The sequence below is a fragment of the Alsobacter metallidurans genome (genome assembly GCF_014636935.1).
Lineage (GTDB): Bacteria > Pseudomonadota > Alphaproteobacteria > Rhizobiales > Beijerinckiaceae > Alsobacter > Alsobacter metallidurans.
Genome location: NZ_BMES01000001.1, coordinates 1,533,535 through 1,549,378, shown reverse-complemented (window position 1 = coordinate 1,549,378; position 15,844 = coordinate 1,533,535). Strand labels below are relative to the sequence as shown.

Annotated in this window: 21 protein-coding genes; 10 read left to right on the top strand and 11 right to left on the bottom strand. The window is 65.3% G+C overall.

All coding sequences use genetic code 11. The annotated features are described in order from the left end of the window. Window positions 1-25: 25 nt before the first annotated feature. From IEV99_RS06965 to IEV99_RS06925, 9 genes are all read right to left on the bottom strand, one after another. Entirely contained in the window at window positions 26-280 is a 255-nt protein-coding gene (locus IEV99_RS06965; protein WP_188516944.1) for a hypothetical protein, read from the bottom strand. A 744-nt stretch (window positions 281-1,024) separates the two neighbouring features. After that, window positions 1,025-1,645 carry a hypothetical protein gene (locus IEV99_RS06960; RefSeq protein ID WP_188516943.1) on the bottom strand — a complete coding sequence of 207 codons (621 nt, stop codon included), beginning with the start codon at window positions 1,643-1,645 and terminating at the stop codon, window positions 1,025-1,027. Between the two features lie 302 nt (window positions 1,646-1,947). Continuing rightward, complete coding sequence (locus IEV99_RS06955; protein ID WP_188516942.1) at window positions 1,948-2,463, bottom strand: hypothetical protein; 516 nt, start codon at window positions 2,461-2,463, stop codon at window positions 1,948-1,950. After that, complete coding sequence (locus IEV99_RS06950; protein ID WP_188516941.1) at window positions 2,408-3,472, bottom strand: DUF1376 domain-containing protein; 1,065 nt, start codon at window positions 3,470-3,472, stop codon at window positions 2,408-2,410. Before IEV99_RS06950 ends, IEV99_RS06955 begins: the two co-directional genes overlap by 56 nt. 2 nt (window positions 3,473-3,474) lie before the next feature. Then, complete coding sequence (locus tag IEV99_RS06945) at window positions 3,475-3,852, bottom strand: VRR-NUC domain-containing protein (protein WP_188516940.1); 378 nt, start codon at window positions 3,850-3,852, stop codon at window positions 3,475-3,477. Between the two features lie 41 nt (window positions 3,853-3,893). Next, complete coding sequence (locus tag IEV99_RS06940; RefSeq protein WP_188516939.1) at window positions 3,894-4,193, bottom strand: hypothetical protein; 300 nt, start codon at window positions 4,191-4,193, stop codon at window positions 3,894-3,896. 9 nt (window positions 4,194-4,202) lie between these two features. After that, window positions 4,203-4,433: a hypothetical protein gene (locus tag IEV99_RS06935; protein ID WP_188516938.1), complete on the bottom strand. Its 231-nt coding sequence runs from the start codon at window positions 4,431-4,433 to the stop codon at window positions 4,203-4,205. After that, entirely contained in the window at window positions 4,430-4,912 is a 483-nt protein-coding gene (locus IEV99_RS06930; RefSeq protein WP_188516937.1) for a hypothetical protein, read from the bottom strand. Before IEV99_RS06930 ends, IEV99_RS06935 begins: the two co-directional genes overlap by 4 nt. Further along, window positions 4,909-5,262 (bottom strand): hypothetical protein, encoded by a 354-nt coding sequence (locus IEV99_RS06925; RefSeq protein ID WP_188516936.1) that lies wholly within the window; start codon window positions 5,260-5,262, stop codon window positions 4,909-4,911. Before IEV99_RS06925 ends, IEV99_RS06930 begins: the two co-directional genes overlap by 4 nt. 661 nt (window positions 5,263-5,923) lie before the next feature. On the opposite strand from IEV99_RS06925, the gene IEV99_RS06920 reads away from it, so the two are divergent. The 10 genes from IEV99_RS06920 (at window position 5,924) to IEV99_RS06875 (ending at window position 13,319) form a co-directional block, all read left to right on the top strand. After that, window positions 5,924-6,706 (top strand): LexA family protein, encoded by a 783-nt coding sequence (locus IEV99_RS06920; protein WP_188516935.1) that lies wholly within the window; start codon window positions 5,924-5,926, stop codon window positions 6,704-6,706. 216 nt (window positions 6,707-6,922) lie between these two features. Continuing rightward, window positions 6,923-7,231 (top strand): hypothetical protein, encoded by a 309-nt coding sequence (locus IEV99_RS06915; protein WP_188516934.1) that lies wholly within the window; start codon window positions 6,923-6,925, stop codon window positions 7,229-7,231. A gap of 32 nt (window positions 7,232-7,263) precedes the next feature. Next, window positions 7,264-7,695, top strand: a complete 432-nt coding sequence (locus tag IEV99_RS06910; RefSeq protein WP_188516933.1) for a hypothetical protein — start codon at window positions 7,264-7,266, stop codon at window positions 7,693-7,695. A 117-nt stretch (window positions 7,696-7,812) separates the two neighbouring features. Further along, entirely contained in the window at window positions 7,813-8,283 is a 471-nt protein-coding gene (locus IEV99_RS06905; RefSeq protein WP_188516932.1) for a transglycosylase SLT domain-containing protein, read from the top strand. Window positions 8,284-8,301: 18 nt separating this feature from the next. Further along, the gene (locus tag IEV99_RS06900) at window positions 8,302-8,910 is read left to right on the top strand and encodes a siphovirus Gp157 family protein (protein WP_188516931.1); all 609 of its coding nucleotides are present in this window, start codon (window positions 8,302-8,304) and stop codon (window positions 8,908-8,910) included. A gap of 3 nt (window positions 8,911-8,913) precedes the next feature. After that, a complete protein-coding gene (gene bet / locus IEV99_RS06895; protein WP_188516930.1) occupies window positions 8,914-10,023 on the top strand; it encodes a phage recombination protein Bet in 1,110 nt (369 codons plus the stop codon). Further along, entirely contained in the window at window positions 10,023-10,532 is a 510-nt protein-coding gene (locus IEV99_RS06890) for a hypothetical protein (protein ID WP_188516929.1), read from the top strand. The genes bet and IEV99_RS06890 overlap by 1 nt, the downstream gene beginning before the upstream one ends. Window positions 10,533-10,617: 85 nt before the next feature. After that, window positions 10,618-11,106, top strand: a complete 489-nt coding sequence (locus tag IEV99_RS06885; protein ID WP_188516928.1) for a hypothetical protein — start codon at window positions 10,618-10,620, stop codon at window positions 11,104-11,106. Between the two features lie 528 nt (window positions 11,107-11,634). Continuing rightward, a complete protein-coding gene (locus tag IEV99_RS06880; protein WP_188516927.1) occupies window positions 11,635-12,387 on the top strand; it encodes a DUF5131 family protein in 753 nt (250 codons plus the stop codon). Next, the gene (locus IEV99_RS06875; RefSeq protein WP_188516926.1) at window positions 12,384-13,319 is read left to right on the top strand and encodes a three-Cys-motif partner protein TcmP; all 936 of its coding nucleotides are present in this window, start codon (window positions 12,384-12,386) and stop codon (window positions 13,317-13,319) included. The genes IEV99_RS06880 and IEV99_RS06875 overlap by 4 nt, the downstream gene beginning before the upstream one ends. Window positions 13,320-13,570: 251 nt before the next feature. Here the strand turns inward: IEV99_RS06875 and IEV99_RS06870 are convergent, their stop codons facing one another. Both IEV99_RS06870 and IEV99_RS06865 read right to left on the bottom strand, forming a co-directional pair. Continuing rightward, window positions 13,571-14,254 carry a substrate-binding domain-containing protein gene (locus IEV99_RS06870; protein ID WP_280514647.1) on the bottom strand — a complete coding sequence of 228 codons (684 nt, stop codon included), beginning with the start codon at window positions 14,252-14,254 and terminating at the stop codon, window positions 13,571-13,573. 120 nt (window positions 14,255-14,374) lie between these two features. Then, the gene (locus IEV99_RS06865; protein WP_188517688.1) at window positions 14,375-15,472 is read right to left on the bottom strand and encodes a YeiH family protein; all 1,098 of its coding nucleotides are present in this window, start codon (window positions 15,470-15,472) and stop codon (window positions 14,375-14,377) included. Window positions 15,473-15,844: the final 372 nt, after the last annotated feature.

The following is a 15,844-nucleotide window of genomic DNA, read 5'->3' as shown; positions in this document are numbered from 1 at the left end:
GCGGGCGTCAGCTTGCGGAAGGGGATCACGCGCTCGCCCTCGCGTTTATGGCGCGATCCGCGCACTGGACCAGGCACTGGATGGCTTCGGTGATGCCCGTCGCTTCGACGCCGTAACTGTAGTCGGTGGTCTCGGTCGCCTTCATCGCCGCCACCATCTTGCGCAGCAGCGGCGCGGCCTGGGCTGTTGGAATGGTCTGCTCGAAGGCGACCTGGAGGGCGGCCATCAGCGCCATAATCGTGACGGCGTCAGACTGCAGGGCCTCGTCCGTGCGCGACATAGGGCGGCTCCAGGCACGAGAAGCAATAGCCCGCCCAGATCGGCCAGGGGAGCACGGTGGCACGGAAGATGAGATCGAGCGGGGCCAGCGGACATCCGGCTACCGTTAGCCTTCGGACGGGCTGGGACGCCGGAAGACGATGTCCATCAGAGCGCCACGACGGCGATAAACAGGAGCCAGCCCCAGCCGTCATGGCCGCTGCTCGCAACGCATGCCGCCCCGATGACGCAGGCGAGCGCAACCAGATTGTTGTCGACTTTCATGGGAACACTCCAGGTCCGCGTCCCCGCCGCCTACGCAACGCTGCGGCGGGGAACCGGACAGACCCTTGCTGGCGCTCGGGTGAGAGACGCACGGTGGCGTTGGCCTAAGAGCGCGGGAGGGATCCTGCCGGCTCGCCCTTGCGAAGGGCTAGAACTTGGGGGCGGCCACCGCTGCGGCGGCGGCCCTCACACGGGCCTTGTGGCCCTTGATCAGCTGGGCGTCCTGCGCCACGGCCATGGCTCGAAGTCGTCTTCCTCGGTCATGGCGGGTTCGGCGTTAGAGGACAGCGAAAGGTGGGCGCCCCGAGCGGTCAAGGCTCAGCGGCGCCCGTCGCGGCGCGTCTTCTACAGTTTTCGGGTCTGGAGACGCGGCCGGACACCCCCGCGATGGGGTAGCACGGAAACGGAAAAGCCCGGCGCGAGGCCGGGCTGGAGGGGGATGATTCGGGTGCGGCGCAGTGCGTCGATCGTGGCGGAAAACCTACTCTGAAACGGCGGATTTTTCCAACGGTCTTTTGCAGTTTTCTGGATATTTTTTTCCGCTCGCGCGTGGCATGCTCACCTCCAGCGGCATCAGGTGCAGCAAACGGTGAGCAATCGCCTCAGATTGCATCTCGCGGACGTGGTAGATTGTTTGGCGCGAGCACTCCATGGAGCGGGCCAGTTTTCTGTAGTCTGTCCCGTCGGCCAGCCGGCACAGGATTTTCCAGTCCCGCGCGAGGTTGCGCCCGCGCAGCAGGTGCCGCAGCTCGAACACCGCCTCCATGCGGGCGATCTCCTTGGCGTTGGGCGAGCGGGTCCGGACCAGGACGTCGCTGGAATACTCGCCCTTTCGGATCTGCTCCATGGTCTCGGCCCATGCGACCCACACCTCGGCCTGGGTGTAAGAGACGGCCGGCGACGGCGAGCGGATGACGTAAAGCCAGCCGCTCTCCTTGTCGGGGAGCTGGCGCAGGACCTTCATGGCGTCCTCGAACAGAGCGCGCACCAGGTCGGCAGGCTGGACGTCCTCGTCCCCGGCCTGAAAAGCGGTCTCGGCGGCCAGCCGCAGCGCAATGCGCAGCCGGTCTTCTACTTCTGGGGCAAGGGGAAAGGGCATCATCAGGGCCTCAATGGCGCGTAGGCTTGGGGAGGAGCTTTGCGGCGTTGGCGATGCGGGCCTTGACGATCTCGCGCGCCCTGGCCCACGCCGAACCGGTCTGGGTCTTGTCCAGCTCGGCGGCGAGCGCCTGCAGGGCCCCGGCCCTTGGCGCACTCGACGAGGCCGGTTTCCACCACGCTGACCTGGCAGACGAAGTGCCACAGCGCCCGGCCGCTCAGCGGCATAGCTTTGTGGCCGTCTGTGATGGTGCGCCGGTACTTGCCGAGCGCCCGCCTCACTTTGTTGCCGCTTCCCGCCATGGGTCAGGCTCCTTCGATGGGTAGAGTGGCGGTTTTGGTGTCCGGTTTGAAGATGCCGGCGAGGATGGCGTCGACCCGGGCGGGGTCGATTCGGCGTCCCTCCCAAGAGGCGCGCTCGGCGGCTTCCTTTTCGCGGCGCTCGCGCTCCTTGATCATCCAGCGGGCGCGGGAGGCGATCGTCTTCTGGCGCGCGACCTCGGCCTCACAGGCTTCCCTGATCTCGGCGATGCGCGGCAGGAATTTCTGGCGGCTGGGCAAGCCGTGCACGGGGCTCGCCACCTTGCGGGCGACATGGGCCGGGAACTCCGCCAGCGTGCCCGCCACCGCCGTAGCGTAGACGTCGGGGTCGGTGACGTCGGCCTTCGGATAGACGCCGATCATGGTGCGCGCGAGCTGGGCGGCCTCCTCGGGCTGCGGCAGCGCCATGGCGCGATCGGCGGCCTCCAGAACCGCCCGGCAGGCGTCAACCGGCAGCAGCTCGCAGTTCGAGCTCGGTGTGGTCGCCTCGATCCTCGCCACGTGCTCCCGCACGCGCTGCGGCGATCCGGGCGTCAAGGCGGTCGAAGGCGTTGGCGAGTTCATTGGGCTTTCCCTGAGCAGGCTGGCGGGTGGTGGGGCGGGCGGGCGTGAAGTCGACGGTCCAGCGCTCCTGGTGCAGCCAGGTCGACGCCATCGCCGTGTAGGTCGGATCTTCGCCCTCTCGGCTCAGCGCATAGCGGCGCACGCCCTCCACGATCGCCATGGGATCCACGCCGCGTTTCAGCGCGGCCGCAAATTTCTCGGCAGCTGGCTTGCGAGGGTTGCCGGGGCGCTTCGGGTAGAGCGCCCAGAACGCCTCGAAGGGGTCGGGCTGGGCGGCCGGCTTGGCCGTGATCGCGACGGGCTTCTGCCTGCCCGCGTCACCCGCCAGCGCTTGCGCGCCCGCGTTCTCCCTCTCTCTTTCTTTCTCTGTATCTGTATCTGTATGGTTGAACGTCCGTTGAGCGTCCGTTGAACGCCCGTTGAGCGTCCGTTCAGCGCTCGTTGTACGGGCGTTGCCATTTGCCTCAGATCGTGGGGTGGGCGGGATGCTGGCGCTCTGGCTGGGGTCGGTCCCCTGCACGCTTGCGCTCGCTTGGCCACCGAATGCTTGCGCGGCGCCCTGATCCTCGTTGGACGTCCGTTGATCGTCCGTTGAACGGGCGTTGCCGCCTTTGCTGGCCCGACGTGCGGCCGAAGCCTGCCCGGCGCTGCGAGCGATCTCGGACTTGTCCCTGACCTTTTCCAGCTCGCGCTCGATTCGAGGCTGGAACCAGCGACCGTCCTCCTCGCGGAAGAACTCGGCGACGTCGGGCCGCACCTCGGCCCACTCGGCGTCCGTCATTCTGGCGATCCGCGCCAGCTTGCGGTCGTCGGCCGGCAGCGGCTCGCCACGCTGCCAGTACGTCATCATGAGGAGCAGGTAGGCGCCATGCCCTGCCGCGGTGAGGTGGGCCGCGTCGGCGAGATAATCGGCGACGTAGAGCGGCATGTACGGCAGAGCGGCCATGGCTAGACGAGGCTCCCCAAGGAGGCGTCGCAGGTCTCGACCTGCCACACCGCCAGCGCCTTGCGCATGTCGTCGATGGAGCGGACGCAGCACCAGCCAAAGCCCATCTGCAGGGCCTCGCGAGCGAACTCCTGCTGCTCTGGCTCGAGCGTGCCCTTGCCCGACTTCACTTCGGCCAGATAGAGCCGCCCAGGCGGCACCATGATCAGGATGTCCGGCACGCCCGGCAGCACGCCCATCGCTTTCAGCTTGGCGGCCTCAGATTTGTTCCGCTTGCCGCCATTGGGGACATGGAACACCTTGGCGACGCGCGGCAGCACCATCCGCAGATAGGTGACAATCGCGATCTGGATCGCGTCCTCATTGGCGCGCGGGACCATCTTGGCCCGCACTCGTCTTTGCAGATTTCTGGAAATCGGACTCATGCCTGTGCGGGCTCTCGCAGGGCTTGGCGCTCCGCGTGGGTGGTCGTCACCCGCAGCTCGTAGGCGTAGAGCATGTTCCTGAGCTTGCGCTGGCGCAGCGTGGCATGGCCCAGCTCGGCCATCTTGGAGGCGGTCTGCCCGATGGCGTGCACGGTCGCGCAGTGCTCGCGATCGGCGCTCAGGAAGCCGTGGTGGTAGATGAAAACGTCGCCAGTCTTGGCGGCGATGAGGCGGGCCTTGAGGTCGGCCGCGCTGGGCAGCAGGGCGGGCTGGGGACGGTAGATGGGATCAGTCACGGGAGGGCCTTACGAGCGGGTTGAGTTGATGAGGTCGGTCTTGATCCGATCGAGCACGGCGAGGCACTCGCGCGGCCCCACGGCGGTGATGATCCAGGCGGCCATGCCCTCCATGGCGGCGGTCGCGACCCGCAAGGCGGCGTCCCGGCCGCTTTTGCGCTCGATGTCGCGGACGACGTCGGCGTGGCGGGCGATGTCCTTGGTGCGGGGCGTGAAGGTGGTCGGGCCGAAGAAGCTCATGCCGCCGTCCGCGCTTCCTGCTCGCGGGCGAGCTCGCGCCGCGCCACCAGCACCGTCTCGTAGCGCTGCCAGAGGCCGGACTGCCGCATCGCCGCGAACCGGCGCACGCCGTGCATCGCGGCGGTGTGATCCTTGCGGCAGATGAAGTGGGCGATCACAGGGTAGCTGTGCAGCGTCTCGTGCCGGGCCCGGGAGTAGAACTCCATCCGGCAGTACCGCGCGTCGGGCGTCTGCCGGTTGGAAACGACGTCGCGCAGCATCAGCATGTGCTTGGCGAGGCACTCCTGCAGGATCACGGCCAGGTTGGGCTCCTCAGAGCGGTCGAGCGCCTCGCGGCTGTTCTTGGGCAGCCCAAAGCCCGGCGTAGCGATATGCAGTATGTGCCGGTCGCGGTTGGGCTGAATGGTCGGGAAGCGCTTATTGCGCTCGTAGACCGCGAGCTGGCGCCGTCGCGCCAGCGGCTTGTCGTCATTGCTCATTGCGAAGGTTCCGATGGTTGAACTTGAGCCTGGTGGCGAGCAGCCAAAGCTCGAACCTGGCCCAGACGATCCGCATTAAGTCCACCAGCTGCCCCCAGCTTGTCGGCCTGCCGCAGCAGCCTCTCGGCTTGCGCTCTGCAGGTTGCGGCGTAGGCCGCCTTGAGGTCTTCGACGAAGTCCCAAGGCAGGGTCTTCGGCGTGCGATAGCGCAGGCTCCACAAGAGCCGCTTCGGCAAACGGTGCCTGGCCGATAGACGGTGCATCGCTGCGTCTGTGTCGCCGTGCCCCCGGCGCTCAAGCTGGAGCAGCTGCTCAAACAGGTCCGCTGTTTCCTCCACGTAATTCGGCATGGCCGAGCCCTTTTTTCAAAATTCGCAGGGACTTTTTGCAACGGCGCAAAAATTTCTCGATCAAAGTCACGTCTAGCTTTTTGGAGCACAGACAATGACTTGGGACCACCTCGGGGGCTTGGCTCAGGCCATTTTGGCCAAGGCCGAGGCGCAGCGATGTCATTCCACCGAGGATCGCCGGGATGCGGAGGAAACCTGGGTTCCCTCCGCGCCCCCGGTGGTGACGGGCGCTGCGGATCCCGGCTCATTCCGGGCCTGCGCAGCGTCGCCGCCGCCTCGCGTCTCGCTTGGCCCTGCATGTCACTCCCCGGCCTACCCGAGAGCCGGAAGGCGCCCTCCCCAGGCGCGGCAGCGAGACTTGGTCTACCCGGACGGCCACTCGGATCGCCCGTCGGAAACGGGGAGGTAGAAACAGGCGGCTTACGCCGCGCTGTCCGTGCATCGCCAGATTGCAGGAGCGATCGGCGACATGCAACAGAAAACTGTAATTTCGCCTTTTCCGTCGTCAGCATTTGCAGATCGCGGAGTTCCCGCTTTACAGATTTGCAAGACAATCTGCAGCAATGTATTGCAAGACCTGAGATGTCGCCGGCGGGGGGAGAGCTCCGCGCGGAGCTGACAGGCTCATGGACGATGTCGCTGTTCCCGAAAGGTCACGAACATGAAGTCTGTGGATGAGGGCAAGCGCCGCCCGATTTTGGTTGGCGGTCGGGAGTTGCGAGAGATCGTCCGAGAGAAGCGAGAGCAGCTGAGCCTTTCTCGCCGCGAGCTCGCCGACAAGGTGAGTTTAATAGCGCAGCAGCCCGGGTTGATCACAGCGGGCGCAATTTCTGAATTTGAGGCGGGACGCATCGTCAGACCCAGCTACCTGCATGAACTTCTTCAAGTTTTAGGCCTAAAATCTCCATCTATGCTCGCCAATGGGGGAAATAACCTACTTGACCCAGCACCTCGCGGCACCCCAAGTGGGAGCTCAGCCGAGAGGATGGCGAGCTCCATCCGGGACGTTCCGGTCGTCGGCGTGATCGCCGCAGGAGCATGGATGGAACACGACAGGGTCGAAAGCCACGAAGGTATTCCGGCGATCCCCGACACCCGCTTTGACCGTCTGGAACAATACGCGTTGCGGGTAAGCGGCGATAGCATCAACAAGCTCGCGCAGGACGGCGATGCGCTCGTCTGCGTGCCCTATTTTAGCTACCGTGGCACCCTCACGGACGGCGACTTCGTCCACGTTGAGCGCAATCGTGGAGGTCTCGTCGAGGTCACTGTTAAGCGCTTGCGCGTCACAGCAGCGGGCCATTGGCTGGAAGGTTACAGCACCGAGGACCGTTACAATACCCGCCTAGAGCTAACCCCCTCAGGCGAGAGCGCCAGCGAGGATTTCACCGTTGAAATTCGCGGCCTGGCGATCTCGGTGCACAGAAGTCTGCTGGTGCGCTGAGCCCGGCGCACCCACCGCCCTTCTCCCCTGCCTGCAAACGATCACTGTTCCGATAGCGGGTTCTTGTGCGTGTTAAATGCATAATTCTGTGTTTTCTGACTTGTCCTAATATCCATTTTTCTGCAATATCGGGCATCGAATGCGAAATGGATGCCCGCCGTGATGCATGTCCCCGCTTTCCTGACTCCCACAGGCGAATACGACCGGGGTCAGATCATGACCCGGGCCATCGCCGACTGCACACGTTTGCAGTCTTCCTACAAAAACGGGGTGCTCACGGTGAAGCGCGTCTTCGACCGCAGCCGCCTTGCCAGCGCCCTCCGCCATGCTTGGGCCCTGGCCAGGCGCAACCGCGCCCAGGTGCTCGCAGATCGCGCCGCTGACGCCGCCCTGATCGAGAAAGCCGCCGTGGAGGGATTCACCACCTTCGCTCGCCTTATGCCCCGCGTCCTTGCCCACCGCGCCGCCATCAAGGCCGCGCAGCTCGCTTCCCGCGACGCCGAGTTCCTCGCCGCCGCCGAGTAAGGCGTCGCATCCCTGAAAGGAGCTTCCCGACCATGTCTTTCCAGCCCCTCGACATTCGGCAGCCGCTGAAAAAAGCGCAGACTAATCTACGGGCTTCGCTCGGCAGACGGCCGCTCGATGGTGTGCGCTTCGCCCCCGTAAGCCGTGGCAGCAGGCGCGTCCTGCTCCGCATTTCGCCGAGCACCGCCGACCTGCTCGGTCTGCGTACCGGCTCTCGCGTTCGCGTCCATGCCGGGCGGGGCCTCGACTTCGGCAAGCTCTTGCTGGTCAGCACCGAAAGCGTCGCCGATCTCGAGGTGAAGTGTTGGGGAGCGTCTAAGGACCTGCTGCTCAACCTACCCTGCGACACCCTCGACATCGTGGCCCCTGCCGTAACCGTGCGGGCCGAGTACGAGATCACTGAGGCAGGTCTCGTGGTGATAATTCCGGCCGAGCTGCGCCAGGGAGGCCGCGTTGCCGCGTAAGCTCCCTTTCGACGATGGCGCACGCGCTATACGCGCGATCGGCGCGGCCGGCGTATGCGCCCCGTCTTGGCTCGGCTGGTCCGTCGCACCCCCTCTGGCTCAATGAGGGGATTGCAAGTGAGCCTCGCCGCCCTCGCCTCCCTCACGCTCGCTGGATGTGTCACTGCTGCCGACCGCGCCGCCTACCGCGAGCAGTCGCGCAGCAGCTGGTCCGCGATGGCCAGCGACGTCGCCAAACCGCAGGGGTCGGCCGCGATCGTGACCGAGGAAGCTCGCAAGGCCGGTGTGCCCGCCAACCTCGCTGTGGCCGTCATGCGCGTCGAGAGCGGGGGCCGCTGCGCCGCCCGCAACCACCGCGCCGTCGGCCTGATGCAGACCGTTCCCGCCACGGCGCGCGGCGAAGGCGTCCACGGATCGCTCACCGACTGCCGCACCGGCGCGCGGGCGGGCGTCCTCTACCTGAGGCGCGCCATCGCCATTCATGGACCCGGCTGCGCAGGCGTCAGCGCCTACAACCACGGTGTCCATGCCCCCTCTCGCTGCACCGGCTACGGCCGCCGCGTGCTGCGCCTCGCCCAAGGCCGCTGATCACCGAAGGAGTAGAGCATGGCAAAGAAACCCTCCCGCGCGCCCGACCTGGAACGCGACGCCGCAATGGATCTGGAAGCCGCCAAGGTGCTGCGCGAGCAGATCGCGGCCCTCGCTGGGGATGACCCCGAGTTCATCCGGGACACGCTGGAAGGCGAGTGCGACATCGACCAGCTGCTCAACCAGCTCGTCGCCTCCGAGCGCTTCGACGATGCGCTCATTGACGGGGCCAAGGAAGCCAAGTTGCGGCTGGACGCCCGGGTGAAGACGCTGGAAGCCCGCAAGGACCGCAAGCGCGTCCTGATCCTGACGGGCATGGACATCCTCGGCATCCGGCGCTGGGACGCCCCGGCCGGCGTCGTCTCGCTCACCGACAAGCGCCCCGGCGTTGACGTCATCGAGGAGGCCGACATCCCGGCCCGCTTCTGGAAGAAGCCGGACCCGGTCGTCGACAAAAAGGCACTCAACGAGGCCGTGCTCAATCGCGTCGCCGCACTCGAGGACGCCCGCAAGCTCGAGCCCCTCGAGGCCCGGCTCGCCGCTCTCAAGCAGGTCGACATCGACCATCCGCCCGTTCCCGGCGCCTCCGTCGATAACGGCGGCGTCACCGTCACCATCAGGGGTTGAGCCATGAACGCGCCCATCGCCATCCGCCAGCCTCAGGCTGCCGCCATCCTGTATGACAAGAAGCAGCTGGACCTCATCTGGCGCACCGTCGCCAAGGACTGCACGGCCGACGAGTTCTCGGTCTTCGTCGAAACCTGCCGCGCCCTGCAGCTCAACCCGCTGCGCCGTCAGGTCTACGCCTTCGTCTACAACAAGGGCGACCCCGACAAGCGCCAGTTGACCATCGTGACGGCGATCTCGGGCTTTCGCGCCGTGGCCGCGCGCACCGGCAACTACCGGCCGGGCGACACCACCTGGACGATCAACCAGGCCCGCACCGAGCGGGACCAGGAGATCGCCAAGGCGCGCCGGATCGAGGATCTCGCCGAGCGGGCCAAGCGCCTCGCCCTGATCGACCAGCTCTACCCGATCGACCCGGCCAACCCCGAGGGGATCGAGAAAGCCACCGTATCGGTTTGGCAGTTCAGCCATTGCGAATGGCACGAGCACAAGGCCGACGCTTTCTGGTCCGAGTTCGCCCCCGTGAAGGAGGAGGCCGAGGACTACGACTATGTGGACACGGGCGAGGTCTGGCCCGACACCGGCAAGCCCAAGAAGAAGAAGGTCGCCCGGGGCACGGTTGAGCGCCGCCTCGATCCCAAGACGCAGTGGCCGAAAATGCCGCGGCTCATGATCGCCAAGTGCGCCGAGGCGCTGGCGCTGCGTCAGGCGTGGCCCGACGACTTCGCCAACGTCTACGAGGAGAGCGAGGTCGACAAGGCCAAGATGCTCGACCTCACCGCCTCCGAGCTGGCCGATCTGGGCGCCACCGAGTCGCGCATGGAAAAGGCCGGCGTCGGGCTCGGGCTGCTGATGACCTTCGACGATCTCGGCACGCTCGTGGACGTGCCCTACGGCAAGGTCTTCGATCGCTGCGACGAGCACATGGCGAAGCTCAAGGACGAGCCGTCGGCGCTGGCGCTGTGGTGGGATCGCAACCGGGTGCCGCTGCGCGAGTTCTGGGCGCGCGACAAGAGCGCCGCGCTGGCCCTGAAAGAGACGTTCGAACGCTACAGCGCCGAGGTCCAGACCGGCGTGAAGGACGCGCAGGACGACAACGGTGGGGACGCCTGATGGCGCCCCTTCCCTTTCGCTGGGACGGGGAGGTGATGCAGCCCCTCCCCGGCTTCGCCCGCAAGGCTGACCGGCTGTTCGTGATCGGGCAGTTCTACGATCTCGACAACTACGAGGACCGCTCGGCGGTGTCGCACAAGCATGAGTTCGCTTGGCTGCGCGAGGCGTGGAAGAACCTGCCCGAGCAGCTGGCCGACCTCTACCCGACGCCCGAGCACCTGCGAAAGCGGGCGCTGATCGAGGCTGGCTACTACGACGAGGTGGTGGTGGACGCGGGCTCAGCGGCGGCGGCCCTGCGGGTGCGGCAAGCCTTCGCGGCGGTCGACGACTTCGCGCTGGTGATCGTGCGGGGCCCGCTGGTGATCCGCCGCACGGCCAAAAGCCAGAGCCGCCGCGCCATGGATGGCAAGACCTTCCAGCAGTCCAAGCAGGCGATCATGGACGTGGTGGCCGAGATGGTCGGCGTCACCACCAAGCAGCTGCAGCAGAATGTGGATAAGGCGGCATGATGAAGATCGGCATCGCCCTCCTCTTCTGCTTCGCCATGTTCCTGGAGATCGCGGCCCGCGCGCCCTTGGTCAGCGACCGCGAGCCATGAGCGACCTCGGGCACATCTGCAAGCGCCGCAAGGGCATCCCCGACAAGGTGAAGCTCCTCGCCGTGCTGCGGCAGAACGGCAAATGCGCCCATTGCGGCGACAAGCTCGGCGAGTTGGCCGGGCTAAACTTCGATCACCGGCCGGCGCTCGCCGCACGTCTGTGGATTGCAGAAAACTGCGACTTCGACCCGCCCCAGCTCGATCCAGCCTTTATCGAGGCGGTCCACCGCGACTGCCACGACATCCGCACCTACGGGCCGGGCGGCGAGAAGCGCATTCACACCCGCGGCTCCGACCAAGGCGAGCGGGCGCGGGTGCGCGGGATCAGCGAGGCCTACGCGGCGTTCCAGCGCCGCCTCCTGGCCAAGACCGCCGGAGACGAGGAGCCGCCCCCGGCGCGCTCTCGGAAGGCCAAGCAGAGGATTCCCTCCCGACCTTTTGCGAGCGCGAAGCGCCCCATCCCGAGCAGGAGCCGCACGCCGTGAGACCCGCCCATGGCTTTCGGCTGCTGCAGCAAAATAAGACGGTCAGCGACCCATCGCCGCGTGTGAAACGTACGCTTGCGCAAGGTTCGGTGTAGCAATGGGCAAGCTGATCTGATCCGCATCCGGCGCGAGCCCCGGTTCGATTCTAAGTGGAGCGAATTCGACCTCACCCATCCCGGGGAAGGTCGCAATTGCGGCCGAAGGCCGGGGATCTCCGCAATCTTCGCTGAGGGCGACTGAAAGCTACCGGACGTTTCTCGCCACCGCCCCCGCTTATGGACCCGGTTGGAGGAAAGCCCACGTCCAAGTGGCGCAGGCCCTTGCGGCCGCATAGGTTCGCCTGGGCCGACGCAGAAGCTTCCGCCTGCCCGTCGCGGCAACCGTAGAGGCCCAACGACCGTCGCGCTGTCGCGGCCCTGGTCGCCGCGAACAGGTGATCGGACTGTTTCGAAACAGCCGGTAAGATCCGTTAACCGTTTGCTCGCCATGATGATTGATACAATGTTCTTTATTTGTTCTAGGTGACGTATGGCGCAGGGCACATCGATCGAGTGGACCGACGCTACGTGGAATCCGATTACCGGGTGCACGAAGATCAGTCCCGGCTGCGATAACTGCTACGCGGAACGTTTCTCTGAACGGTTTCGCGGCGTTCCCGGTAACGCGTTTGAACACGGCTTCGATTTGACGCTCCGTCCCGAGCGGTTGGAACAGCCGCTCGGCTGGCGTCTGCCGAAGATGATCTTCGTTAACTCGATGTCCGACCTGTTCCACAAGAACGTGCCGGACAGCTTCGTGTCGAAGGTGTTCCACACCATGGAGCGTGCTAACTGGCACACCTTCCAGCTGCTGACGAAGCGATCCTCGCTAATGCGGGATTTTCTTCGCCGGCGGTACGGGGATGGGCGCGGTCCACTGCATATCTGGTGCGGCGTGTCCGTCGAGGACGGTGCCCGAATTTCGCGTGTTCGGCATCTTCAGGATACGCCGGCCGGAACCCGCTTCCTCTCGATCGAGCCTCTTATCGGGCCTATCGGGACACTCGATCTAACCGGGATCGACTGGGTTATCGTCGGGGGCGAAAGCGGCCCCCGCGCCCGACCGATGGATCCGGAATGGGTTCGCGAGGTCCGCGATCAGTGCCAACAAGCCGGCGTAGCGTTTTTTTTCAAACAATGGGGTGGATACCGGCCTAAATCCGGAGGTCGAAACCTAGACGGTCGCGAGTGGAGCGAGTTTCCTGCCACTAACGCAACGGGATGCAGAGTCGTCGCCGAATGAGCAGCAAATCAATCGACGGCAGCGTGGGGCCTTGGGCCCGCGAGAAGCTGGGCGCGCTGGGAGAATATCTCGATTTTTACACAAAGGTGCTCAAGAACCAAAAGTGGCTGAGGGGCACAATCTACATCGACGCGTTTGCCGGTCCGGGCCGGTCGAAAATTCGGCAGACGCCCAGGGCTTCTAATCCAAAATCCGAGGATTTCTTCGATAACGTCGTTCCGATGGTCGAGGTGGTCGAAGAAGCTGACGAATTTTTGAAGGGCTCGCCACGCGTGGCGCTCGACATCGCGAACCCCTTCAGCAGCTACACCTTCATCGAGCGCAGTCCGGTCCGCGTCGCCGAGCTGAACGCGCTCGCTCAAGAGTACGGTGCGAAGCGCAACATCGTCGTGAAGGGAGGCGACGCCGCGACGGAGCTCCTCGCGATCCTGGCATCAAAGGCCGATTGGGGATCATATCGCGGAGTGGTGTTCGTCGACCCTTTTGGCATGCACATTCCGTGGTCGACCTTGGAGGCATTGGCCAAGACCAAGGTGTTCGAGGTCATCATCAATTTTCCGCTGGGCATGGCGATCCAGCGGTTCCTCGTCCGAACCGGAGATGTCCCAGCAAACTGGGCTGCGACGTTGGACGAGTTCTTTGGCTCTCCAGACTGGCGCGAGCACGCCTATGAAGCGAAGGATGACCTCTTCGGGTCGAGCACGACCAAGCTAGATGACAGCGGGAAGCGCTTGCTGGCCTGGTATCTCCAGCGGCTCAAGGATGCCTTCGGCCACGTGTCGCCGGCGCGTCTAATCCGCAATACCAAGGGCGGACACCTCTACTATCTTATTTGGGCCGGCCGCCATCCAAAGGGTCTCGACGGGGCGAAACACGTCCTCGGAAAGGGAGACGAGATCAAAGCCCCGCGGAAAAAGCCTGCCGGTCAGTAGAGCAACGGGCTCGCCGCAATTGTTAAACCGCTCGTCTAGCCCAACGTCGGCCTGCCGTGCTTCGCGTTTGGGGGCGACACAGAGCGTCTCTCTAATCTCGCTCCGCCACACCGCGTCTGACTTGGCGACCTCCCAGCGAGCTCCAGCCCGCATCTCTCCCTGGGCGAGTAACTGACCCCTAGCCGACATCTGGAGTGTCCGCTGCCCGGCGACTTGACGCGGCCTACTGTCGGGCTACCTGTCGCGCTCCTCTACGCGGGCATCCATCCCCATTTGACGAAGATTCGCTGGCCTTCAGCCGAGGCAAGAAACTCCACGAGCCGCTTGGCTTCCGGTCGCATCTGCCCACGCTTCGTCAGGGCTATGCCCTTGTCGCGATAGATCCGAAGGTCCGGCTCGACCTCGACGACGTCCGCGAGGGTGGGGTTGGCGACCTGCCAAATCGTCCAGATCAGCCACGCGTCGAGCGAACTGTCCTCGACCCACGCCTTCCGGGCGTCGGCGCTGTTCTTGGCGACCTTCGTGATATTCGAGCGAAACGCTTTGACGTCGGCGATGCGGCCGAGCCGGCTGGCGACATCCTCCCACAGGCCTTGCTGGCCCGCGCCATTTACGACGAGAATGCGGTGTCCGGGCTCGAGCAAGGCCTTCACGCCGCCGATTGTTTTCGGATTGCCAGGCCGGACCAGTATCGCGGAGGCGCGCAGGTAAAGCGGTTGGACGGTTGACGGATCGATGTCAGGCAGCGCCTCGATGAAGTCCGACATCATCACCTCGAAGCCACTGACGATTATGTCGGCGTCTTTGGTCGCCTTGTCCTTCCAGGCTGGAAGCGGGCCGGCTTCAACCTGCACCTCGATGCCCTGCGCCCTGCCGAAGGTTGCGGCAGCCTCCTTCATCGCGGGCATCGGGCCGCCCGACCCGTAGTCGCGCAGGCGGCGGCCGCACTGGCGGGCGTCGTGAGCCCGGCGGCAAGCGCCGCGCCGAGAATCCCGATACCGCGACGGCTGAGATGGGTCATGCGTCGATCCTTTCTAGAGGTTGCAAGCGTTGGCTCACGCCACGCCGATGAGGTGGATGAGGCCGAGCGAGATGGCGGCGAGCGCCAGCAGCGAGAGAACGACGGCGCCCGTGACCCGCGGTCCGGCCTTGGCAACCGAGCGGATGTCGACACCGAGGCCGAGCGCCGCCATCGAGACGATCGTGAGCAGGTTGGCTACCGTCGCCAGCGGCGTGAGGAACCCGGCGGGGATAAGGCCGGCCGAACGGAGCGCCGCCATCACCAGAAAACCTACGATGAACCAGGGCACGAGATGGTGGACGGCGATCCGCTTGGGCGCCGGGCGATTGCCGGCGGTCACATGCGGAGCAGGTTCGTCGGTCTCTTCGCGCAGGCGTCCGGACAGCATCGACAGGATCAGCACGACCGGGCCGAGCATCAGCACGCGAACGAGCTTGACCAGAGTGCCGACCTGGATCGCCGCAGCCCCAGCGGGAGCCGTCGCCGCGATCACCTGCGGGACGGCATAGACCGTCAGTCCAGAAAGCACGCCGAACTGATGGATGCTGAGGCCCAGCGCCGGGATCAGGAGAGGCAAGCAAAGGACGACGATGACGCCGAGCACCGCCGTGAAGGCGATCGAGGCCGCGACATCGTCTCCGTCGGCGCCGATGACGGGTGCCACCGCCGCAATGGCCGAGTTGCCGCAGATCGAGTTTCCGCAGGCGACGAGGATGGCCATCCGCTGTGGCAGACCGAGCAGGCGGCCGATGGCGTAGCTCAGCCCGATCGCGACGAAGACGACGGCTGCGATGCCCACGAGGAGGGCCGCGCCGGCCGCGGCGATCGTCGCAGCGCTGAGCGAGGCGCCGAGCAACACCACCGCGATCTCCAGCAGTGTCTTGGTCGAGAACGAAATTCCGGGCCGCCAACGACTGTCGGGCGTCCACAGCGACCGGATCACTGTTCCGATCAGGATCGCCATGACGAGTGCTTCGAGCCAGGCTCGGCCGAAAAAGCCTGCCTCGACATGTTCGATCCCCAGCGCAAAGGTCGAGACGCCCACGCAGAGCAGAACTCCGGGCCAGATGCGCAGGGCACCGCCCGTCGAAGAGGAATTCAAAGGTGTTCTCGTCTGGCTAGGCAGGGTCATCGCGGCATCCGTTCGTTCGATGCGTAACGTGTCGTTCACCGCGATCAAGTTATCCAACAGATTGTTTTTCTTGTCTCAATCGATAGAATAGATTGATGACGCGGGCTGAGGTCAGCCCTTGGCTGCGAACCAGAGGAAGATGGCGCCGACGACGATGATTGAGCCGAAGACCGTGCCCGCGAGGACATAGAGGATGCGTTTGCCCTTTGGCCCCTGTCGCGACTGTCGGTCGTAAGGCGTGCGGGCTAAGCGTCGGAATGGTGCGGTGGCGGCTGGTTGTGATCGGGTTCGATGCTTGTCATGAGGTATGCTCGCTGTCGGGAGGAGTTATGACGAAACGCACAGGCCCTGCGAATTATTCCGGCGAGGCGT